We start from the raw sequence: 15,073 nt of genomic DNA, 5'->3' as shown, positions 1-15,073 counted from the left end.
CGGCGATGGCCCCGGCCGACGGCGAGGCGGACCGGTCGCCCGGCGCGCAGAGCGGCCCTCCCGGGACACCGCTCGGTGCCGACGCCGTGCTGGTCGGCTTCGTACGGGCGCTGCGGGCGGCCGGGCTCGACGTCAGCACCGAGCGGCTGTACGCGTTCCTGCGTGCCGTGGCCGTGCTGCGGCCCGGGATACGGGCGGACGTGTACTGGGCGGGCCGGGCGACGCTGTGCGGCGGACACGACGACCTGGAGCGGTACGAGCGGGTGTTCGCCGCGTACTTCGGGGCCCGCGGCGACCCGGCCCCGCGCCGGGTGCGTGCCACTCCCCCGCCCCGGCTGCGGCTGACCGTGCGCGAGGCGGTCGGCGTGCCGGGCGGACCGGCCGGGAGCGAGCCCACGGGGCCGCCCACCGCCACGCTCGCCAGCTCGGCGGAGGTACTGCGCCATCGTGACGTGGCCGGCCTTGACGGCGCGGAACGGGCCCAACTGCGGCGTCTGCTCGCGGCGTTCGCGCTGCACGGCCAGTCCCGGCGTACGGCCCGGCGGCGGCCGGCCCGGCGTGGGGACGTCGATCCGCGGCGCACCGTACGGGAGTTGCTGCGCCGCGGTGGGGAACCCGCCCGGCTGCGGCGGCACGCGCGGGTGGAGCGGCCCCGCCGGGTCGTCCTGCTGGTCGACGTGAGCGGTTCGATGGCGCCGTACGCGGACGCGCTGCTGCGGTTCGCGCACGCGGCGGTGCGGGCGGGGCGCACGGAGGTGTTCACCATCGGTACCCGGTTGACCCGGACCACCCGTGAACTGTCCCACCGGGACCCGGACCTGGCGATGACGGCCCTGGCGGCGGCCGTGCCGGACTGGCGCGGCGGCACCAGGCTGGGCGAGCTGCTGCGCGAGTTCCTGAACCGCTGGGGGCAGCGTGGCATGGCGCGCGGCGCGGTCGTCGTCCTCATGTCGGACGGCTGGGAGCGCGGGGACCCGGAACTGCTCGGCGCGCAGATGCGCCGGCTGCACGCCCTGGCCCACCAGGTGATCTGGGCCAACCCGCGCAAGGCCCGCCCCGGTTACGCGCCGCTGGCGGCGGGGATGGCCGCGGCCCTGCCCAGTGTCGACGCCTTCGTCGAGGGGCACAGCCTCGCGGCGCTGGAGCGGCTCGCGGCGGTGGTGCGCGGGGCGGCGGACGGCGCGGACGACGTGAAAGGAGCGCAGCGTGCGTGAGATCCTCCCGGCGCTGGAGCGCTGGTACACCTCCCGGATCCCGTTCGGGCTCGCCACGGTCGTCGCGGTCAGCCGCAGCGCTCCGCGCGGGCCCGGTGCCGCCATGGCCGTGGGTCCGGACGACGAGGTGGTGGGGAGCGTGTCGGGCGGCTGCGTGGAGGGCGCGGTGTTCGAACTGGCGCAGGAGGTGGTGGCGAGCGGCGAGGCCCGGCTGGAGAGCTTCGGGTACAGCGACGAGGACGCCTTCGCGGTGGGGCTCACCTGCGGCGGAGAGATCACTCTGCTGGTGCGGCCGGTGTCGCCCGGCACGGACCCGGTGTTCGGGGCGGTCGCGGGGTCGGTGGACGCGGGCGAGCCGGTGACCGTGGCGACGGTGGTCGACGGGCCCGCCCCGCGCGGTGCCGCCCTCGGCGTGTGGCGGGACACCGTGGCCGGCACGCTCGGCACGAGCGGGCTCGATGCCGCCGTAGCGGCCGACGCGCGCGGTGAACTCGCCCTCGGCGCGACGGTCCTGAGGCACTACGGCCCGCGGGGCGAGCGCCGTGAGGACGACGTCACGGTGTTCCTCCAGTCGTTCGCGCCGCCGCCGCGGATGCTGGTGTTCGGCGCGATCGACTACGCGGCCGCGGTGGCCCGTATCGGCGACTTCCTCGGCTACCGGGTCACCGTGTGCGACGCCCGCCCGGTCTTCGCGACACCCAAGCGCTTCCCGGCGGGCGTGGAGGTCGTCGTGGAGTGGCCGCACCGGTATCTGCGGAGCACCGGCACCGACGAGCGCACGGTGATCTGCGTCCTCACCCACGACCCGAAGTTCGACGTGCCGCTGCTGGAGGAGGCGCTGCGCCGGCCGGCCGCCTACATCGGGGCCATGGGCAGCCGCCGTACCCACGACGAGCGGCGCGAACGCCTGGCCGAGGCCGGTCTCACCCCGGCGGAGCTGTCCCGGCTGCGCTCACCGCTGGGGCTCGACCTCGGGGCGCGTACACCCGAGGAGGTCGCCGTGTCCGTCGCCGCCGAGATCGTCGCCCTGCGCTGGGGCGGCAGCGGAGCGCCGCTGACCGCGACCACCGGGGCCATCCATCCGCCCGCCGCCGTCTGAGTGCGAGGAGAAGTCATGGAGCTGCAGCACGAGTTCACCGTCCCCGTCCCGGTCGACGAGGCCTGGCCGGCACTCCTCGACATCGAACGCGTCGCACCGTGTCTGCCGGGCGCGACGGTGGAGGAGTACGACGGCAAGACCGTGACGGGCTCGGTGAAGGTCAAGGTCGGCCCGGTGACCGTGACCTACCGGGGCACCGCGGTGTTCGAGGAGCAGGACGAGGCGGCGCACCGGATGGTGCTCGTGGCGAGCGGCCGGGAGACCCGGGGGCAGGGCACGGCCCGGGCGACGGTCACCGCGGAGCTGAGCGGGCGCGACGGCGGGACGGCGGTCTCGGTGCGGACCGATCTGACGGTGACCGGTCGTCCGGCGCAGTTCGGGCGCGGGGTGCTGGCGGAGGTGGGCGACCGGCTGGTGTCGCAGTTCGCCGACTGCCTGGCCCAGCGGCTGACCGAGCGGCCCCCGGCCACCGAGGAGCAGCCGGGTGAGGAAGGGACGGCGACGGCCCCGGCCGGCCCGGCGGAGCCGGAGCCGCTGGACCTGCTGCACGTCGCCGGCCTCCCGGTGGCCAAACGGGCGGCGGCCCTGGCGGCGGCCCTGGCGGCCCTGACCGTGGTGGCCCTGCGCCTGCGCCGCCGCAACCGGAGCCGCAGCCGCAGCCGCCACGGCGGACGACGCCGCTAGCGCCCCGGGAGACGGCCGGGCTCCGTGCGCGCTACGCGGGATCTCCGGCCACGCGTGCGTGGACGTGCTGGTCGTGCCAGCCGTCGGCGTGCAGCAGGGCGCTGCGGTGGGTGCCCTCGAAGAGGTAGCCGGACTTCTCGGCCACCCGGCAGGAGGCGGGGTTGCCGGTGGAGTGGCACAGCGTCAGCCGGTGCAGGCCCAGGTCGTCCAGGGCCCAGCCGCTGAGCGCGCGGGTCGCCGCGACCGCGATGCCGCCGCCGCGCGCCTCGGGCAGCACCCAGTAGACGAGCTCGGCGGTGCCGCCGGCCAGGTCGACGTCGTTGAGCCCGGCGAGTCCGACGGCCGCGCCGCCGGTGGGGGCGACGGCCCAGATCGCGCCCGTCTCGGCCGTCCGGCGGGCGTGCAGCCGCTCGATGCGGGCGCGGGCCTCGTCCCGGCTGCCGACGGAGAAGAGGTTCCAGTGGCTGATCGCCGGGTCCTGTCCGGCGGTGTGCAGGGCGTCGGCGTCGCCGTCGTCCAGCCGCCAGGGCCGCAGTTGAAGGCCGCCGGGCAGCGGCAGTACGGGCTGTGCCCGGGTGGCGAGGCGGCCCGCGGGTACGACGTCGGGTATGCCGGCGGTGGAGGTCATCCGGTGATCATGCCAGGGTCCGTCACCGCTGGGGCAGCCGGTGCAGCGTCACGTCGGTGAGCGCTCCGCCGTCGACGGCCGCCGTGAGGTAGGTGCAGTGGGGCTGGCGGCGGCGGTCGGTCGGGGAGCCGGGGTTGAGCAGGCGCAGGCCGCCGGGGGCGGTGGTGTCCCAGGGGATGTGGCTGTGCCCGAAGACCAGGACGTCGAGGTCGGGGAAGCGGGCGGCGCAGCGGGCCTCGCGGCCCTGGGCGGGGCCGGTCTCGTGCACCACGCCGAAGCGCAGGCCGCCGAGCTCGGCACGGGCCACCTCGGGGAGCCGGGCGCGCAGGTCGGGGCCGTCGTTGTTGCCGTACACCCCGACCAGCCGGCGGCTGCGGCTCTGAAGCAGGTCGAGGGTGGCCGCGTCGACCCAGTCCCCGGCGTGCAGGACGACGTCCGCGTGCGGGAGTTCGGCGAGCAGCTGCTCCGGGAGCCGCCTGGCGCGCTTCGGGAGGTGCGTGTCGGACATCAGGAGGAGGCGCACGCGGTCAGCCTATGCGGCTCGGGAGGTCAGCCGGCGGACGCCGCGTACGGCGCCCAGTACGGCGGCGCCCGCGCCGACCGCCGTGGCCGCGGGGTGCCGGACCAGGATCTCCTGCCAGGAGCGGGCGTGGGAGGTGTCGTCGAAGGCGCCGTGGGCGCGCTGGTCGCCGGCGGGTTCACGGTCGACCGGCTCGAAGAGGTTGTCCAGGCCGGCGGGCGGGACGCTGTCGGTCTGCTGGGAGTCGAAGCCGGTGCGGGCCAGGTAGCGGTCGAGCAGGGCCGGTGCGAAGCGGTTGGCCCAGATGGTGGCGACCGTGGTGGCGCCGACGTAGTACTGCTTGCGGCGCGGGTGGTCGGCCGCGTACGCGACGCCCCGCGCGGCGACCTCGGGCTGGTAGATGGGCGGCACCGGCATGGGGTGCTTGGACAGCCGGGAGCGCACCCACTGGAACTGGGGGGTGTTGACGGCGGGCATCTGGGCGACAGTGACGTGCACGCGGCTCCCGCGGTGCAGCAGTTCGGTGCGCAGGGAGGACGTGAAGCCGTTGATGGCGTGCTTGGCGCCGCAGTAGGCGGCCTGGAGCGGGATGGACCGCTCCCCGAGCGCGGAGCCGACCTGCACGACGGTGCCGCGGTCCCGGGGCAGCATCCGTTTGAGGGCCGAGCGGGTGCCGTTGACGAATCCGAGGTACGTCACCTGCGTGACGCGCTCGAACTCCTCGGCGGTGATCTCCTCGAAGGGGGCGAACACCGTGGAGAACGCGCAGTTGATCCACACGTCGATGGGACCGAAGGTCTCCTCGGCGGCGTCGGCGGCCGCCTCCACGCGTGCCGGGTCCGCGGTGTCGGCGACCTGGACCAGCGGTCGTCCGCCGAGGGCGGCGACCTCGTCCGCCGCCTCCTCCAGGCCTCCCTTGCCCCGGGCGATCAGCACGACGTCGGCACCGCGCCTCGCGTACAGCCGGGCGGTGGCCCGCCCGATCCCGGCGCTGGCACCGGTGATGACGACGGTCGGGGGCATGGTCATCTCCTTTCGTACGGTGTGTCGTACGGCGTGTCGTATGGCATGGAACGGTTCGTCGGGCGGGAAGCGGCGGCTCGCATCGGTCTCACTCCACCCGGTACCGCCGCGCCCGCTCCTCGACGAGGGTCAGGCCCAGTCCGGGCGCCCCGTCGGCGCCCGGGGTGACGCTGCCGCCGCCGGGGTCGAGGACGCCGTCGAAGAGGAGCCCCTCGATGCGGACGTGGTCGTGGAACCACTCCAGGTGGCGGAGGTTGGGCACGGCGGCGGCGACGTGGGCGTGGGCGTGGGGCGCGCAGTGGCCGGACACGTCTAGTCCGTGCGCGTGGGCGAGGGCGGCGGCGCGCAGCCAGACGGTGATGCCGCCGCACCGGGTGACGTCCGCCTGGAGGCAGTCGACGGCGCCGGCGGACAGCATGGCGGCGAAGTAGGGCAGCGTGTAGCCGTACTCGCCCGCGGTGACGTCCATCGGGACGCGGCCGCGGATGTCCGCGAGCATGCCGAGGTGGTCGGAGGAGACGGGTTCCTCGAACCAGGTCACGTCGTGGTCGGCGAGGCCGCCGGCGATCCGCACGGCCTGCCCGCCGGTGTAGGCGCCGTTCGCGTCCACGTACAGCTCGGCCGTGTTACCGACGCTGGCCCGCGCGCGGGCGACCCGTTCCAGGTCGCGGGTCTGCCGGGTGCCCCAGGACTCGCCGATCTTGATCTTCACGCGGGGGATGCCCTGTTCCTCGGTCCAGCCGCGCAGTTGCCGGTCCTGGCGCCCGGCGTCGTAGGTGGTGAAGCCGCCGCTGCCGTAGACGGGCACGTCGTCGCGGGCGTGGCCCAGGAGCTGGACCAGGGGGACGTCGAGCAGCCGGGCCTTGAGGTCCCACAGGGCGATGTCGACCGCGGCGATCGCCTGGGCGGTCACGCCGGGCAGTCCGGCGTTGCGGACGGTCCGGCACATGCGCTCGTTGGCGCGCGGCACGTCGAACGCCAGGAGACCGGTGACGGTGCCGGCGAGCAGGTCGCGGACGACGTGGGCGGTGGCGGCGGGCGCGTAGGTCCAGCCGAGTCCGCTGGTGGTGCCGGAGCGGGCGGTGACCAGGACCAGGGTGGTCGAGTCCCAGGCGAGTGTCCCGTCCGCCTCGGGGGCGTCGGTGGGCACGGTGTAGACGGCGGTGTCCACGGTCTCGACGGCAGGCGGATCGGTCATGGTCACCTCCGCGGCCGGCACAGCCCGCCGACCGCGCCCGCGGCGAGAACGGCCAGGGCGGCGGTGGTCGCCCAGCGGGCCGTGCGGGACGGCTCGGGCGGCCGGTCGGCGAGGCGTTCGGGCCGGTCGCTCGGGAGGTCGCCGTCGAGGGCGAGCGCGAGGACTTCGGCGAGGTGCAGGGCGCGGCGGCCGGTGCCGCCCTGCTCGATCTGGGTGCGACAGCTGAAGCCGTCGGCGAGGACGAGGCTGTCCGGGGCGGCACCGCGCACGGCGGGCAGGACGCCGAGTTCGCCGACGGCCATGGAGACCTCGTGGTGGCCGCGTTCGAAGCCGAAGTTGCCGGCCAGTCCGCAGCAGCCCTCGTCGAGGACGTCGGCGTCGAGGTGGGCGCGGCGCATCAGTTCGCGGTCGGCGTCGAACTTCATGACGGCGTGCTGGTGGCAGTGGGTCTGCACGGTCGCCTGCCGGGCCAGCCGCGGTGGCCGCCAGTCGTCGGGCGCGTGGTGGACGAGGTGTTCGGCGAAGGTGCGGACCTGGCCGGCGAGCCGCCGCACGTCCTGGTCGGCGGGCATCAGCTCGGGGGCGTCGGAGCGGAAGACGGCGGTGCAGGACGGTTCGAGGCCGATGACCGGGGTGCCCGCGTCCAGATAGGGGCGCAGGACGTCGAGGGTGCGGCGCAGGACCTTCTCAGCGACGGGCAGTTGGCCGGTGGAGATCCAGGTCAGGCCGCAGCACACCGGTTCGGTGGGGACGGCGACCCGGAAGCCCGCGTCCTCCAGGACCCGTACGGCCGACTTCGCGATCGAGGGGTGGAAGTAGGTGCTGAAGGTGTCGGGCCAGAGCACGACGGTGCGCGGGTCGGCCGGGTCGGGGTTCTCGGTGTCGCGCTGCCGCCACCACTGGAGGAAGGACTGCGCGGCGAACACGGGTGCCTCGCGGGCCTCGTCGACGCCGGCCAGCCGCTTGCCCACGCGGGCCAAACCGGGCGCGTGGAGCACGGAGTTGACCAGCCGGGGGGCGATGCGGGACAGCTTCGCCCACAGCGGGAGCCAGCCCATGGCGTAGTGGGCGGCGGGGCGCAGGCGGCCCTCGTAGTGGTGGGAGAGGAACTCGGCCTTGAGGGTGGCCATGTCGACGCCGGTCGGACAGTCGGACTTGCAGCCCTTGCAGGCCAGGCAGAGGTCGAGCGCGTCGTGCACGGCGGTGGAGCGCCAGCCGTCCTTGACGACGGAGTCCGCGTGTCCGTCGAGCATCTCGAACAGCAGCCGGGCGCGGCCGCGGGTAGAGTGCTCCTCCTCCATGGTGGCCCGGTAGGAGGGGCACATGACGCCGCCGGTGTGGCCGCGGCAGTTGCCGATGCCGACGCAGCGCATCACCGCGCGGTTGAAGGAGTGGTCGTCCTCGGGGAAGCCGAAGTGGGTCGCCGGGGTGTCGGGCCGCCAGGTGGGCCCGAGCCGCAGCTGGCCGTCGACGGGGTTGGGGTGGACGATCTTGCCCGGGTTCATCCGGTTGCCGGGGTCGAAGACGGCCTTGAGCTCGCCGAAGGCGGTCACGAGCCGTTCGCCGAACATCCGGGTGAGCAGTTCGCCGCGGGACTGGCCGTCGCCGTGCTCGCCGGACAGGGAGCCGCCGTAGGAGACGACGAGGTCGGCGGCACGCTCCACGAAGCGGCGGAAGTCGGCCACGCCCTCGGCGGTCTTCAGGCCGAACGGGATGCGGGTGTGGACGCAGCCCTGGCCGAAGTGCCCGTAGAGGGAGGGGTGGTCGTAGCCGAACTCCTCGAACAGCCCCTTGAGGTCGCGCAGATAGTCGCCGAGCCGTTCGGGCGGTACGGCGGAGTCCTCCCAGCCCTCCCAGGTCTCCCGGTCGTCCGGCGGGCGGGCGGTGACGCCGAGGCCGGCCTCCCGGGCCCTGAGCATCTTCTGCTCGCGCTCGGGGTTGTCGGAGAAGGCGACGTTCGCGTCCTTCTCCTCGCGGCCGACGGCGCGCAGCAGGGCGTGGGCCTGGGCGTCGACGTCCTCCTGACTGTCGCCGCTGTACTGCACCAGCAGCCAGCTGTCGCCCTCGGGCAGGGTGTCGAGCGAGTCGAGGTAGGCGCCCTCCTCGCGCATCAGCTGGGCCATGCGCCCGTCCAGGGCCTCCAGCTGGCTGGGCGAGCAGTGCTCCAGGAGGTGGGACACGTCGTCGGCGGCGGCGCAGATGTCGTCGTAGCCGAGGACGAGCAGCGACTGGCGGGCGGGGACGGGGACGACGTCCAGTTCGGCGCGCAGGACGGTGACCAGGGTGCCCTCGCTGCCGACGAGCGCCCTGGCCACGTCGAAGCCGTTCTCGGGCAGCAGGGAGTCGAGGTTGTAGCCGGAGACGCGCCTCGGGATCTTCGGGAAGCCGCGGCGGATGTCCGCGAGGTACTCGGTGGCGATGCGGTCGAGGCCCGTGTAGATCTCGGCGAGCCGTCCGCCGCCGGCGACGATCCGGGCGCGCTCGGCGGGCGGGGTGGGACCGACCCAGGCGCGCTGACCGTCGTAGGTGAGGATCTCCAGCCGGCGGACGTTGTCGACGGTCTTGCCGTAGGCCTGGGCGGAGGCGCCGCAGGAGTTGTTGCCGATCATGCCGCCGAGCGCGCAGTGGCTGTGGGTGGAGGGCTTCGGCCCGAACTGGAGCTCGTGCCCGGCGAGTTGCCGGTTGAGTTCGTCCAGGACGATGCCGGGTTCCACCACGCAGGTGCGCTGTTCGGCGTCGACGGTGAGCACCCTGCTGCAGTACTTGCTCCAGTCGATCACCACGGCGGTGTTGGTCGTCTGTCCGGCCAGGCTGGTGCCGCCGCCGCGGGACAGCACGGGGGCGGCGAAGCGCGCGCACACCGCCACCGCCCGGGCGCCCGCCTCCACGGTGCGGGGGACGACGACGCCCAGCGGGACCTGCCGGTAGTTCGAGCCGTCCGTGACGTAGGCGCCGCGGCTGCCCGCGTCGAAGCGGACTTCGCCGTCCACCTCGGCACGGAGGGCCGCCTCCAGGCCGGACGTGTCCGGAGGGGTCATCTGCGCTCCTTCACCTGCCGTCGTCGCTAGGCGCGGGCCCGTCGTGCGGTCCGACGGCGGGCGAGTACCCGGCAATCATTCAGGCAAAACTGAACAGTTTCGCCTGGACAGTTTCCACTGTCGGTCCTAGGCTGGCGGCATGGATCACATCTCCGACTCGGCCGTCCGTGCCGCACGTGACCTGCGGGTGGTCTTCAGCCGGCTGCGGCGCCGCATCCGGGAGATCGCCCAGGACGCCGACCTGACCCCCTCCCAGGAGTCGGCGCTGACCCTGGTCGGCAAGCACGGCGCGGCCACGGCCAGCGCCCTGGCCGCCGCCGAGGGCGTACGGCCGCAGTCCATGGCGACCACGCTGGCCGCGCTGGAGCAGCACGGACTGATCCGCCGTGCCCCCGACCCCGACGACGGGCGCCGCCAGCTGGTCACGCTGACGGACGCGGGCCGGGCGCGCGTCGAGGGCAACAAGCAGGTCCGCGAGGAGTGGCTGGCCCGCGCCTTCCAGGACCGGTTCACCGCCGAGGAGCGGGAGGCGGTCCTGCGGGCGCTGGAGCTGATGGACCGGCTGTCCCAGCCGTGATCCGGTGCGCCTCCGCCCGCGCCGCCCCCGCGGCGCACGCGCCGTCCGGCCACTCCCCGGCCGGCGCGTCCTCCCCATCCCCCCGAATCCCCGAAAGGCCCGGCCGACCCATGTCGCTCACCACCCTCGACCCCCGTACCGCCCTCGTGGCGGTCGACCTGCAGAACGGCATCGTGGCCATGCCCACCCAGCCGTACCCGGGCCCGGAGGTCGTGTCCCGCACGGCGGAACTCGCCGACGCCTTCCGCGCCCGGAACCTTCCCGTGGTGCTCGTCCGGGTCTCCTTCGCGGCCGACGGGGCGGACGCGGTCCCCGGCCGCACCGAGCGCCAGGCGCGCGGGCTCGCCTTCCCCGAGGGCTGGGACACCATCACCGACGAGCTCTCCGGGCACCCCGGTGACATCCGGGTCACCAAGCACAACTGGAGCGCCTTCCACGGCACCGACCTGGACACGCAGCTGCGCCGCCGGGGCATCACCCAGATCGTGCTGACCGGCATCGCCACCAGCATCGGCGTGGAGTCCACCGCCCGTGACGCCTACGCCCACGGCTACCACGTCACCCTCGCCACCGACGCGATGGCCGACGCCGACCCCGCCGCTCACCAGGGCAGCGTCGAGCGCATCTTCCCGCGGCTCGGCGAGTCCGGCACGACCGCGGAGGTCCTGGAGCTGCTGGCCAAGACCCACGCCTGACCCTCCTCGGCCCGGCCCCTTGTGCGCGAGTGTCCGCACACGCGCACGAGCGGCCGGGTTAGCATGCGGCCACGCACACCGTGTCACCGAGGCAACGGCAGGCGAACAAAGGGGGCTTGGAACCGGATGCCGGTCAAGGTCAGCGTCGTCGTCCCCGTCTACAACCCAGGGCCGTACATCGAGGACTGCGTCGCCTCGCTGCTGAACCAGTCCCTGCCCGCCGACGCGTACGAACTGATCTTCGTGGACGACGGCTCCACGGACGGCACCCCCGCCCGGCTGGACGAGCTCGCCGCACAGCACGCTCATGTGAGGGTCCTCCACCAGGAGAACTCCGGCTGGTCGGGCAGGCCCCGCAACGTCGGGATCGACGCCGCCCGGGGCGAGTTCGTGATGTTCGTCGACAACGACGACCACCTGGGGCCCGAGGCCCTGGAGCGGATGTACGACTACGGGGTGGCCAACAAGGCCGACGTGATCGTCGGCAAGATGGCCGGAAAGGGCCGCCCCGTGCCGGTGGAGCTGTTCCGCCGCAACCACCCGCACGCCACGGTCGACAACGCGCCGCTGATCGACAGCCTCACCCCGCACAAGATGCTCCGGCGCTCCTTCCTGGACCGCACCGGCCTGCGCTTCCCCGAGGGCCGGCGGCGGCTGGAGGACCACGTCTTCGTCACCGAGGCCTATCTGCGCGCGGACAACGTCTCCGTGCTCAGCGACTACGTCTGCTACTACCACGTCAAACGCGACGACGCGGCCAACGCCGGCTTCCAGCGCTTCGACCCCGTCGGCTACTACAAGAACCTCCGCGAGGCCCTCGACGTGGTCGAGCGGTACACCGAACCGGGGCCGCTGCGCGACAAACTGATGCGCCGCTGGCTGCGCGTGGAGATGGCCGACCGGATGAGCGGACGCCGGCTGCTGGCGATGCCCGACGACTACCGGCGCGAGCTGTTCCGGGAGATCCACGCCGTCGTGGTGGAGCGCTTCGGACCCGGAGTGGCCGCCGGGCTCCGCCCCGGTCAGCGGATCGTCGCCGCGCTGCTCCGCGAGGACCGCTACGACGACCTCGTCGCCCTCGCCGAGTGGGAGGCCGGGGTGCGGCCCCGGTCCGTCCCGACGGCCGTCGAGTGGCAGGACGGCACCCTGCGGATCGGCCTCACCGCCGAGTACGTCACGGCCGACGGGCCGCTGAGCGTGGCCGCCGACGCCCCCCGGCCGGCGGCGGACGGCGCGCCCCGCGACGCGGCCGAGGCCGCCGCATGGCTGGGTGCCGCCGCGGCGGACGGCTTCGAGCGGGCCGCCGCCGACCTGATCCTGCGCGACCGGGCGACCGCGGCCTCCTTCTTCCAGCCGGTCGAACTCACCCGCGAGCGGATCCCCGCCGAGGACGGCGGCACCCGCCTGGTGCTGCGCGCGACCGCCGGCGTGGACCCCGGCACCGCCGCGGGCGGCGCCCCGCTGCACGGCGGGCTGTGGGACATGTTCGTCCGGGTCTCCCTGGGCGGCTGGACCAAGGAGTGCCGCCTGGGCCCCGCCCCCGAGCAGGCGCCCGCGCTGCCGCCGGCCGGGATCGTCGCCGGGCGGGTCGTGCTGCCGTACTGGACGAAGCAGGGCCGCAACCTGTCGCTGGACGTGGACCGTGCCGTGAAGTCCCTCGGCCTGCACCGGCTCACCCCGGCGGACGCGGCCGTCTCCGACACCGAGACGCTGACGGTGGCCCTGCCGCTGTACGTCCCGGACAGCACGGCGGCCACCCTCCGGTTCACCGCGACGGCCTCGGGCCGCACGCTCGACCGGCCGGCCGTGCTCACCCCCGCCGACGGCGTGCACTCGCTGCTGGAGGCCTCGATACCGCTGCGGGAGCTGCGCAACGCCGTCTGGCGGACCGGGCTGGGTCTGCCGGACGGCCGGGTACCGGCGCTCGCACTGCTGCTGCGGGTGGGCCGCGGCCGTGGTGACGTCGAGGTGGTCCGGCCGGCGCACCCGGGACCGCTGCGGCGGCTGGTACGCGTGGCGCGGCGCGCACTGCGCTCGGCGCTCGGCAGGACATCGACGGGAAAGGCCTGATCACGTGCGGCAGTTGGGGATAGCGGACGCCTGGGTGCTGGAACCGCGGGTGTTCCCGGACGAGCGGGGCAGCTTCCACGAGTGGTACCGGGGCGCGGAGTTCCGCGAGGCCACCGGCTACGACCTGGAACTCGCCCAGGCCAACATGTCGGTGTCCGCCCGGGGCGTGCTGCGCGGCATCCACTTCGCGGACGTGCCGCCCGGGCAGGCCAAGTACGTCACCTGTGTGCGCGGAGCCGTCCTGGACGTGGTCGTGGACATCCGCGTCGGCTCCCCCACCTACGCGCGGTGGGAGGCGGTGCGGCTGGACGACGAGAGCCGGCGCGCGGTCTTCCTCGCCGAGGGCCTCGGGCACGCGTTCATGGCGCTGACCGACGACGCGGCGGTGGTGTACCTGTGCTCGGCCGGGTACGCGCCCCAGCGCGAGCACGGGCTGCACCCGCTCGACCCGCAGCTGGGCATCGCCTGGCCCGAGGGTGTCGAGCCCGTGCTGTCGGCCAAGGACACCGAGGCACCGACGCTCGCCGAGGCGGAGCAGTCCGGGCTGCTGCCCACGTACAAGGAATGCTCCGCCCACTACGAGCGGTTGCGCGGCCGGTAGGGGCCGCCGGGTTCAGCGTCCGGCGGCGTACGGCGCGAGCGCGCGGCGCAGCGGCTCCCAGCCGCGGGATCGGCCGGTGCCCCGGTTGCGGGACGCGGCCAGCGGCTTCCAGAACCCGGCGCCGAGGAAGTCCTCGGGCTTGACGGCGGTGGTGCGCCCGAGGACGGACTCCGGGACCTTCTGCGGGTCGGGGACCTCGAACTCCGCGATGATGTCGTCGTAGCGGTCCTTGAGGACGGTGTTGTCCGGGTCGGCGCCGAAGACCACCAGCTGGCCGGTGGGCGCGGTGTCGACGAGGACGGTCACCAGGTCGGGGCGGTGGCGCTGGAGGATCTCGATCAGCTTGTAGACGTCCCCGGTCCAGGCGTTGGTGTGCCGGTCGCGGGCGGCCTCGTCCACGTTGCGCGGCAGCATGTCGTCGAAGACGATCACGCTGGCCCAGTCCGCGTGCTTCTCGATGTTGATGAAGTCCCGCAGCGCGTACTCGAACAGATGCATGCCGTCGATGAACGACAGGTCCAGGGTGGTGCGCTGCCAGTGGCCGAGCGGGCTGCGGTTGCGGGCGAGGTTGCGCAACGGGTGGCGTCCGCCCCGCAGATGGGCGAGCGGGTTGTCGCGGGCGAAGAAGTCGTCGCTGGTCGCCTTGGCCAGGTGGACGTCGCAGCGGATCTCGCTGACCACCTTGAAGGCGGGGTCGATCGCGATGCTGGGCACCCGGGAGAGCGTCAGGCTGCGGCCGTCGTTGACGCCGATCTCCAGGTAGTTGCGGTTCGCGGTGGCCTTGTGGAGTCCCCGCAGGAACTCGTGGCGTTTCACTCGGACGTCTCCTCGCGGATTCGCCGACCGCTTGCCCGTCGGCCACCGGCACCAGTCGTTCGGCCGAGGTGTGCGCGATCGGTCGCAGCCTGGACCCGGTGCCGCCGGAGAGCACCAGAGCCTTCCTTCGCCCCACCCTAGTGGCGATCGTCCCGATCGGACCTGCGTTTGTACGACTGGATGGTCACGTCAGGACACCGCGCTGCCCACCGCGGTTCACCGCGCGGTGCCGGGCCCGCGGTGCGCCCTTCCGGGCAGTCGTCTCAGTCGTCGCCGCGCACGATGTTGTCCTCGGCCGCCTCGCCCTGCCGGCGGGCGGCCGCGTGCTTCAGCACGGCGGGCCGGCAGGTGCGCGGTCCGCGGCCGTGACGGCGGCGGGCCTCGGCCCAACCGGTCTCGGCGTAGGGCAGTGCGGTCCTCTGACTGGCATGCGCGGTCACGTCATTCATCTTCCCTCTGCACGATCGGTGTCCGGCCGGGTCCCCCGCTCGGGCGTGGGCAAACCCGGACGGACGGCGGCGGTCAGGTACGGCCGCCGCCACCGCCGCCGAACGAGCCGCTCGATCCGGGGGACCAGCGCGGGCGGCTCTGGTCCTCGGCCCGCTTGCTGCCGACGTTGCCGAAGTGGTGGGGGGTGAGCCGCTCGTCGCCGTCCGCGGCCCGCGGCACCTCGTCCGGCTCCCGCATCTCCTGCACTTCGCGGACCGGCCCGGACGGCGGCACCCGGGGCTGCTCGTCGGGGCGCGGCGGTGCCGGTTCACGCTCGCGCACCTTCGCGCCCAGCCGGAAGGCCCAGATCAGTCCCGCGACACAGGCCAGCCCGGCGACCAGGATGAGGACGTATCCGAACACCTGAACGCCGGCGGCCGCTTCGTACATGGAAGTCGTCATGGGCGCCGGGTACCCGGGG

Annotated in this window: 15 protein-coding genes and 1 pseudogene; 7 read left to right on the top strand and 9 right to left on the bottom strand. The window is 74.2% G+C overall.

Features of this window, described 5'->3' with window-relative positions:
* Positions 1–5: 5 nt before the first annotated feature.
* Genes ACF08B_RS03485 through ACF08B_RS03475 form a run of 3 tightly spaced genes read left to right on the top strand, consistent with a single transcriptional unit; the run spans position 6 to position 2,997 of the window.
* Positions 6–1,214, top strand: coding sequence for a VWA domain-containing protein (locus tag ACF08B_RS03485; protein ID WP_392315836.1), 1,209 nt, complete (start codon positions 6–8; stop codon positions 1,212–1,214).
* Positions 1,207–2,313, top strand: coding sequence for an XdhC family protein (locus ACF08B_RS03480; RefSeq protein ID WP_392315835.1), 1,107 nt, complete (start codon positions 1,207–1,209; stop codon positions 2,311–2,313). The genes ACF08B_RS03485 and ACF08B_RS03480 overlap by 8 nt, the downstream gene beginning before the upstream one ends.
* A gap of 15 nt (positions 2,314–2,328) precedes the next feature.
* Positions 2,329–2,997 carry an SRPBCC family protein gene (locus ACF08B_RS03475; protein WP_392315834.1) on the top strand — a complete coding sequence of 223 codons (669 nt, stop codon included), beginning with the start codon at positions 2,329–2,331 and terminating at the stop codon, positions 2,995–2,997.
* Between the two features lie 31 nt (positions 2,998–3,028).
* Here ACF08B_RS03475 and ACF08B_RS03470 read toward each other — a convergent pair whose 3' ends face one another.
* The 5 genes from ACF08B_RS03470 to ACF08B_RS03450 form a co-directional block, all read right to left on the bottom strand.
* On the bottom strand, positions 3,029–3,625 hold the full coding sequence (locus tag ACF08B_RS03470) for a GNAT family N-acetyltransferase (RefSeq protein WP_392315833.1): 597 nt from the start codon (positions 3,623–3,625) through the stop codon (positions 3,029–3,031).
* Between the two features lie 22 nt (positions 3,626–3,647).
* Complete coding sequence (locus tag ACF08B_RS03465; RefSeq protein WP_392315832.1) at positions 3,648–4,148, bottom strand: metallophosphoesterase family protein; 501 nt, start codon at positions 4,146–4,148, stop codon at positions 3,648–3,650.
* A 9-nt stretch (positions 4,149–4,157) separates the two neighbouring features.
* Positions 4,158–5,168 (bottom strand): SDR family oxidoreductase, encoded by a 1,011-nt coding sequence (locus tag ACF08B_RS03460; RefSeq protein WP_392315831.1) that lies wholly within the window; start codon positions 5,166–5,168, stop codon positions 4,158–4,160.
* Between the two features lie 88 nt (positions 5,169–5,256).
* A complete protein-coding gene (locus ACF08B_RS03455; protein ID WP_392315830.1) occupies positions 5,257–6,366 on the bottom strand; it encodes an enolase C-terminal domain-like protein in 1,110 nt (369 codons plus the stop codon).
* A gap of 2 nt (positions 6,367–6,368) precedes the next feature.
* Positions 6,369–9,404, bottom strand: a complete 3,036-nt coding sequence (locus ACF08B_RS03450; RefSeq protein ID WP_392315829.1) for an FAD-binding and (Fe-S)-binding domain-containing protein — start codon at positions 9,402–9,404, stop codon at positions 6,369–6,371.
* Between the two features lie 139 nt (positions 9,405–9,543).
* On the opposite strand from ACF08B_RS03450, the gene ACF08B_RS03445 reads away from it, so the two are divergent.
* The 4 genes from ACF08B_RS03445 (at position 9,544) to rfbC (ending at position 13,347) form a co-directional block, all read left to right on the top strand.
* Positions 9,544–9,981, top strand: a complete 438-nt coding sequence (locus ACF08B_RS03445; RefSeq protein WP_093472552.1) for a MarR family winged helix-turn-helix transcriptional regulator — start codon at positions 9,544–9,546, stop codon at positions 9,979–9,981.
* Between the two features lie 110 nt (positions 9,982–10,091).
* Positions 10,092–10,676 (top strand): isochorismatase family protein, encoded by a 585-nt coding sequence (locus ACF08B_RS03440; RefSeq protein WP_392315828.1) that lies wholly within the window; start codon positions 10,092–10,094, stop codon positions 10,674–10,676.
* A gap of 126 nt (positions 10,677–10,802) precedes the next feature.
* On the top strand, positions 10,803–12,746 hold the full coding sequence (locus ACF08B_RS03435) for a glycosyltransferase family 2 protein (RefSeq protein WP_392315827.1): 1,944 nt from the start codon (positions 10,803–10,805) through the stop codon (positions 12,744–12,746).
* Between the two features lie 4 nt (positions 12,747–12,750).
* Complete coding sequence (rfbC, locus tag ACF08B_RS03430) at positions 12,751–13,347, top strand: dTDP-4-dehydrorhamnose 3,5-epimerase (RefSeq protein ID WP_392315826.1); 597 nt, start codon at positions 12,751–12,753, stop codon at positions 13,345–13,347.
* A 12-nt stretch (positions 13,348–13,359) separates the two neighbouring features.
* On the opposite strand, the gene ACF08B_RS03425 is transcribed toward rfbC, so the two are convergent.
* From ACF08B_RS03425 to ACF08B_RS03410, 4 genes and pseudogenes are all read right to left on the bottom strand, one after another.
* On the bottom strand, positions 13,360–14,163 hold the full coding sequence (locus ACF08B_RS03425) for a class I SAM-dependent methyltransferase (RefSeq protein WP_392315825.1): 804 nt from the start codon (positions 14,161–14,163) through the stop codon (positions 13,360–13,362).
* 46 nt (positions 14,164–14,209) lie between these two features.
* Positions 14,210–14,278: pseudogene (locus tag ACF08B_RS03420) on the bottom strand (hypothetical protein); the annotation flags it as partial.
* 148 nt (positions 14,279–14,426) lie between these two features.
* Complete coding sequence (locus ACF08B_RS03415; RefSeq protein ID WP_392315824.1) at positions 14,427–14,612, bottom strand: hypothetical protein; 186 nt, start codon at positions 14,610–14,612, stop codon at positions 14,427–14,429.
* A gap of 73 nt (positions 14,613–14,685) precedes the next feature.
* The gene (locus tag ACF08B_RS03410) at positions 14,686–15,054 is read right to left on the bottom strand and encodes a DUF6479 family protein (RefSeq protein ID WP_241840864.1); all 369 of its coding nucleotides are present in this window, start codon (positions 15,052–15,054) and stop codon (positions 14,686–14,688) included.
* Positions 15,055–15,073 lie beyond the last annotated feature (19 nt).

It is taken from the genome of Streptomyces sp. NPDC015139, from assembly GCF_043079785.1.
Classification (GTDB): domain Bacteria; phylum Actinomycetota; class Actinomycetes; order Streptomycetales; family Streptomycetaceae; genus Streptomyces; species Streptomyces albidocamelliae.
The sequence above is the reverse complement of the archived record's forward strand: the minus strand, read 5'-3'. Positions and strand labels throughout refer to the sequence as shown.

Coding starts and splice junctions, on each gene's coding strand:
- ACF08B_RS03440 (WP_392315828.1), top strand. CDS start 10,092: ATGTCGCTCACCACCCTCGACCCCCGTACCGCCCTCGTGGCGGTCGAC.
- ACF08B_RS03460 (WP_392315831.1), bottom strand. CDS start 5,168: ATGCCCCCGACCGTCGTCATCACCGGTGCCAGCGCCGGGATCGGGCGG.
- ACF08B_RS03445 (WP_093472552.1), top strand. CDS start 9,544: ATGGATCACATCTCCGACTCGGCCGTCCGTGCCGCACGTGACCTGCGG.
- ACF08B_RS03410 (WP_241840864.1), bottom strand. CDS start 15,054: ATGACGACTTCCATGTACGAAGCGGCCGCCGGCGTTCAGGTGTTCGGA.
- ACF08B_RS03435 (WP_392315827.1), top strand. CDS start 10,803: ATGCCGGTCAAGGTCAGCGTCGTCGTCCCCGTCTACAACCCAGGGCCG.
- ACF08B_RS03470 (WP_392315833.1), bottom strand. CDS start 3,625: ATGACCTCCACCGCCGGCATACCCGACGTCGTACCCGCGGGCCGCCTC.
- ACF08B_RS03450 (WP_392315829.1), bottom strand. CDS start 9,404: ATGACCCCTCCGGACACGTCCGGCCTGGAGGCGGCCCTCCGTGCCGAG.
- ACF08B_RS03485 (WP_392315836.1), top strand. CDS start 6: ATGGCCCCGGCCGACGGCGAGGCGGACCGGTCGCCCGGCGCGCAGAGC.
- ACF08B_RS03475 (WP_392315834.1), top strand. CDS start 2,329: ATGGAGCTGCAGCACGAGTTCACCGTCCCCGTCCCGGTCGACGAGGCC.
- ACF08B_RS03455 (WP_392315830.1), bottom strand. CDS start 6,366: ATGACCGATCCGCCTGCCGTCGAGACCGTGGACACCGCCGTCTACACC.
- ACF08B_RS03415 (WP_392315824.1), bottom strand. CDS start 14,612: ATGAATGACGTGACCGCGCATGCCAGTCAGAGGACCGCACTGCCCTAC.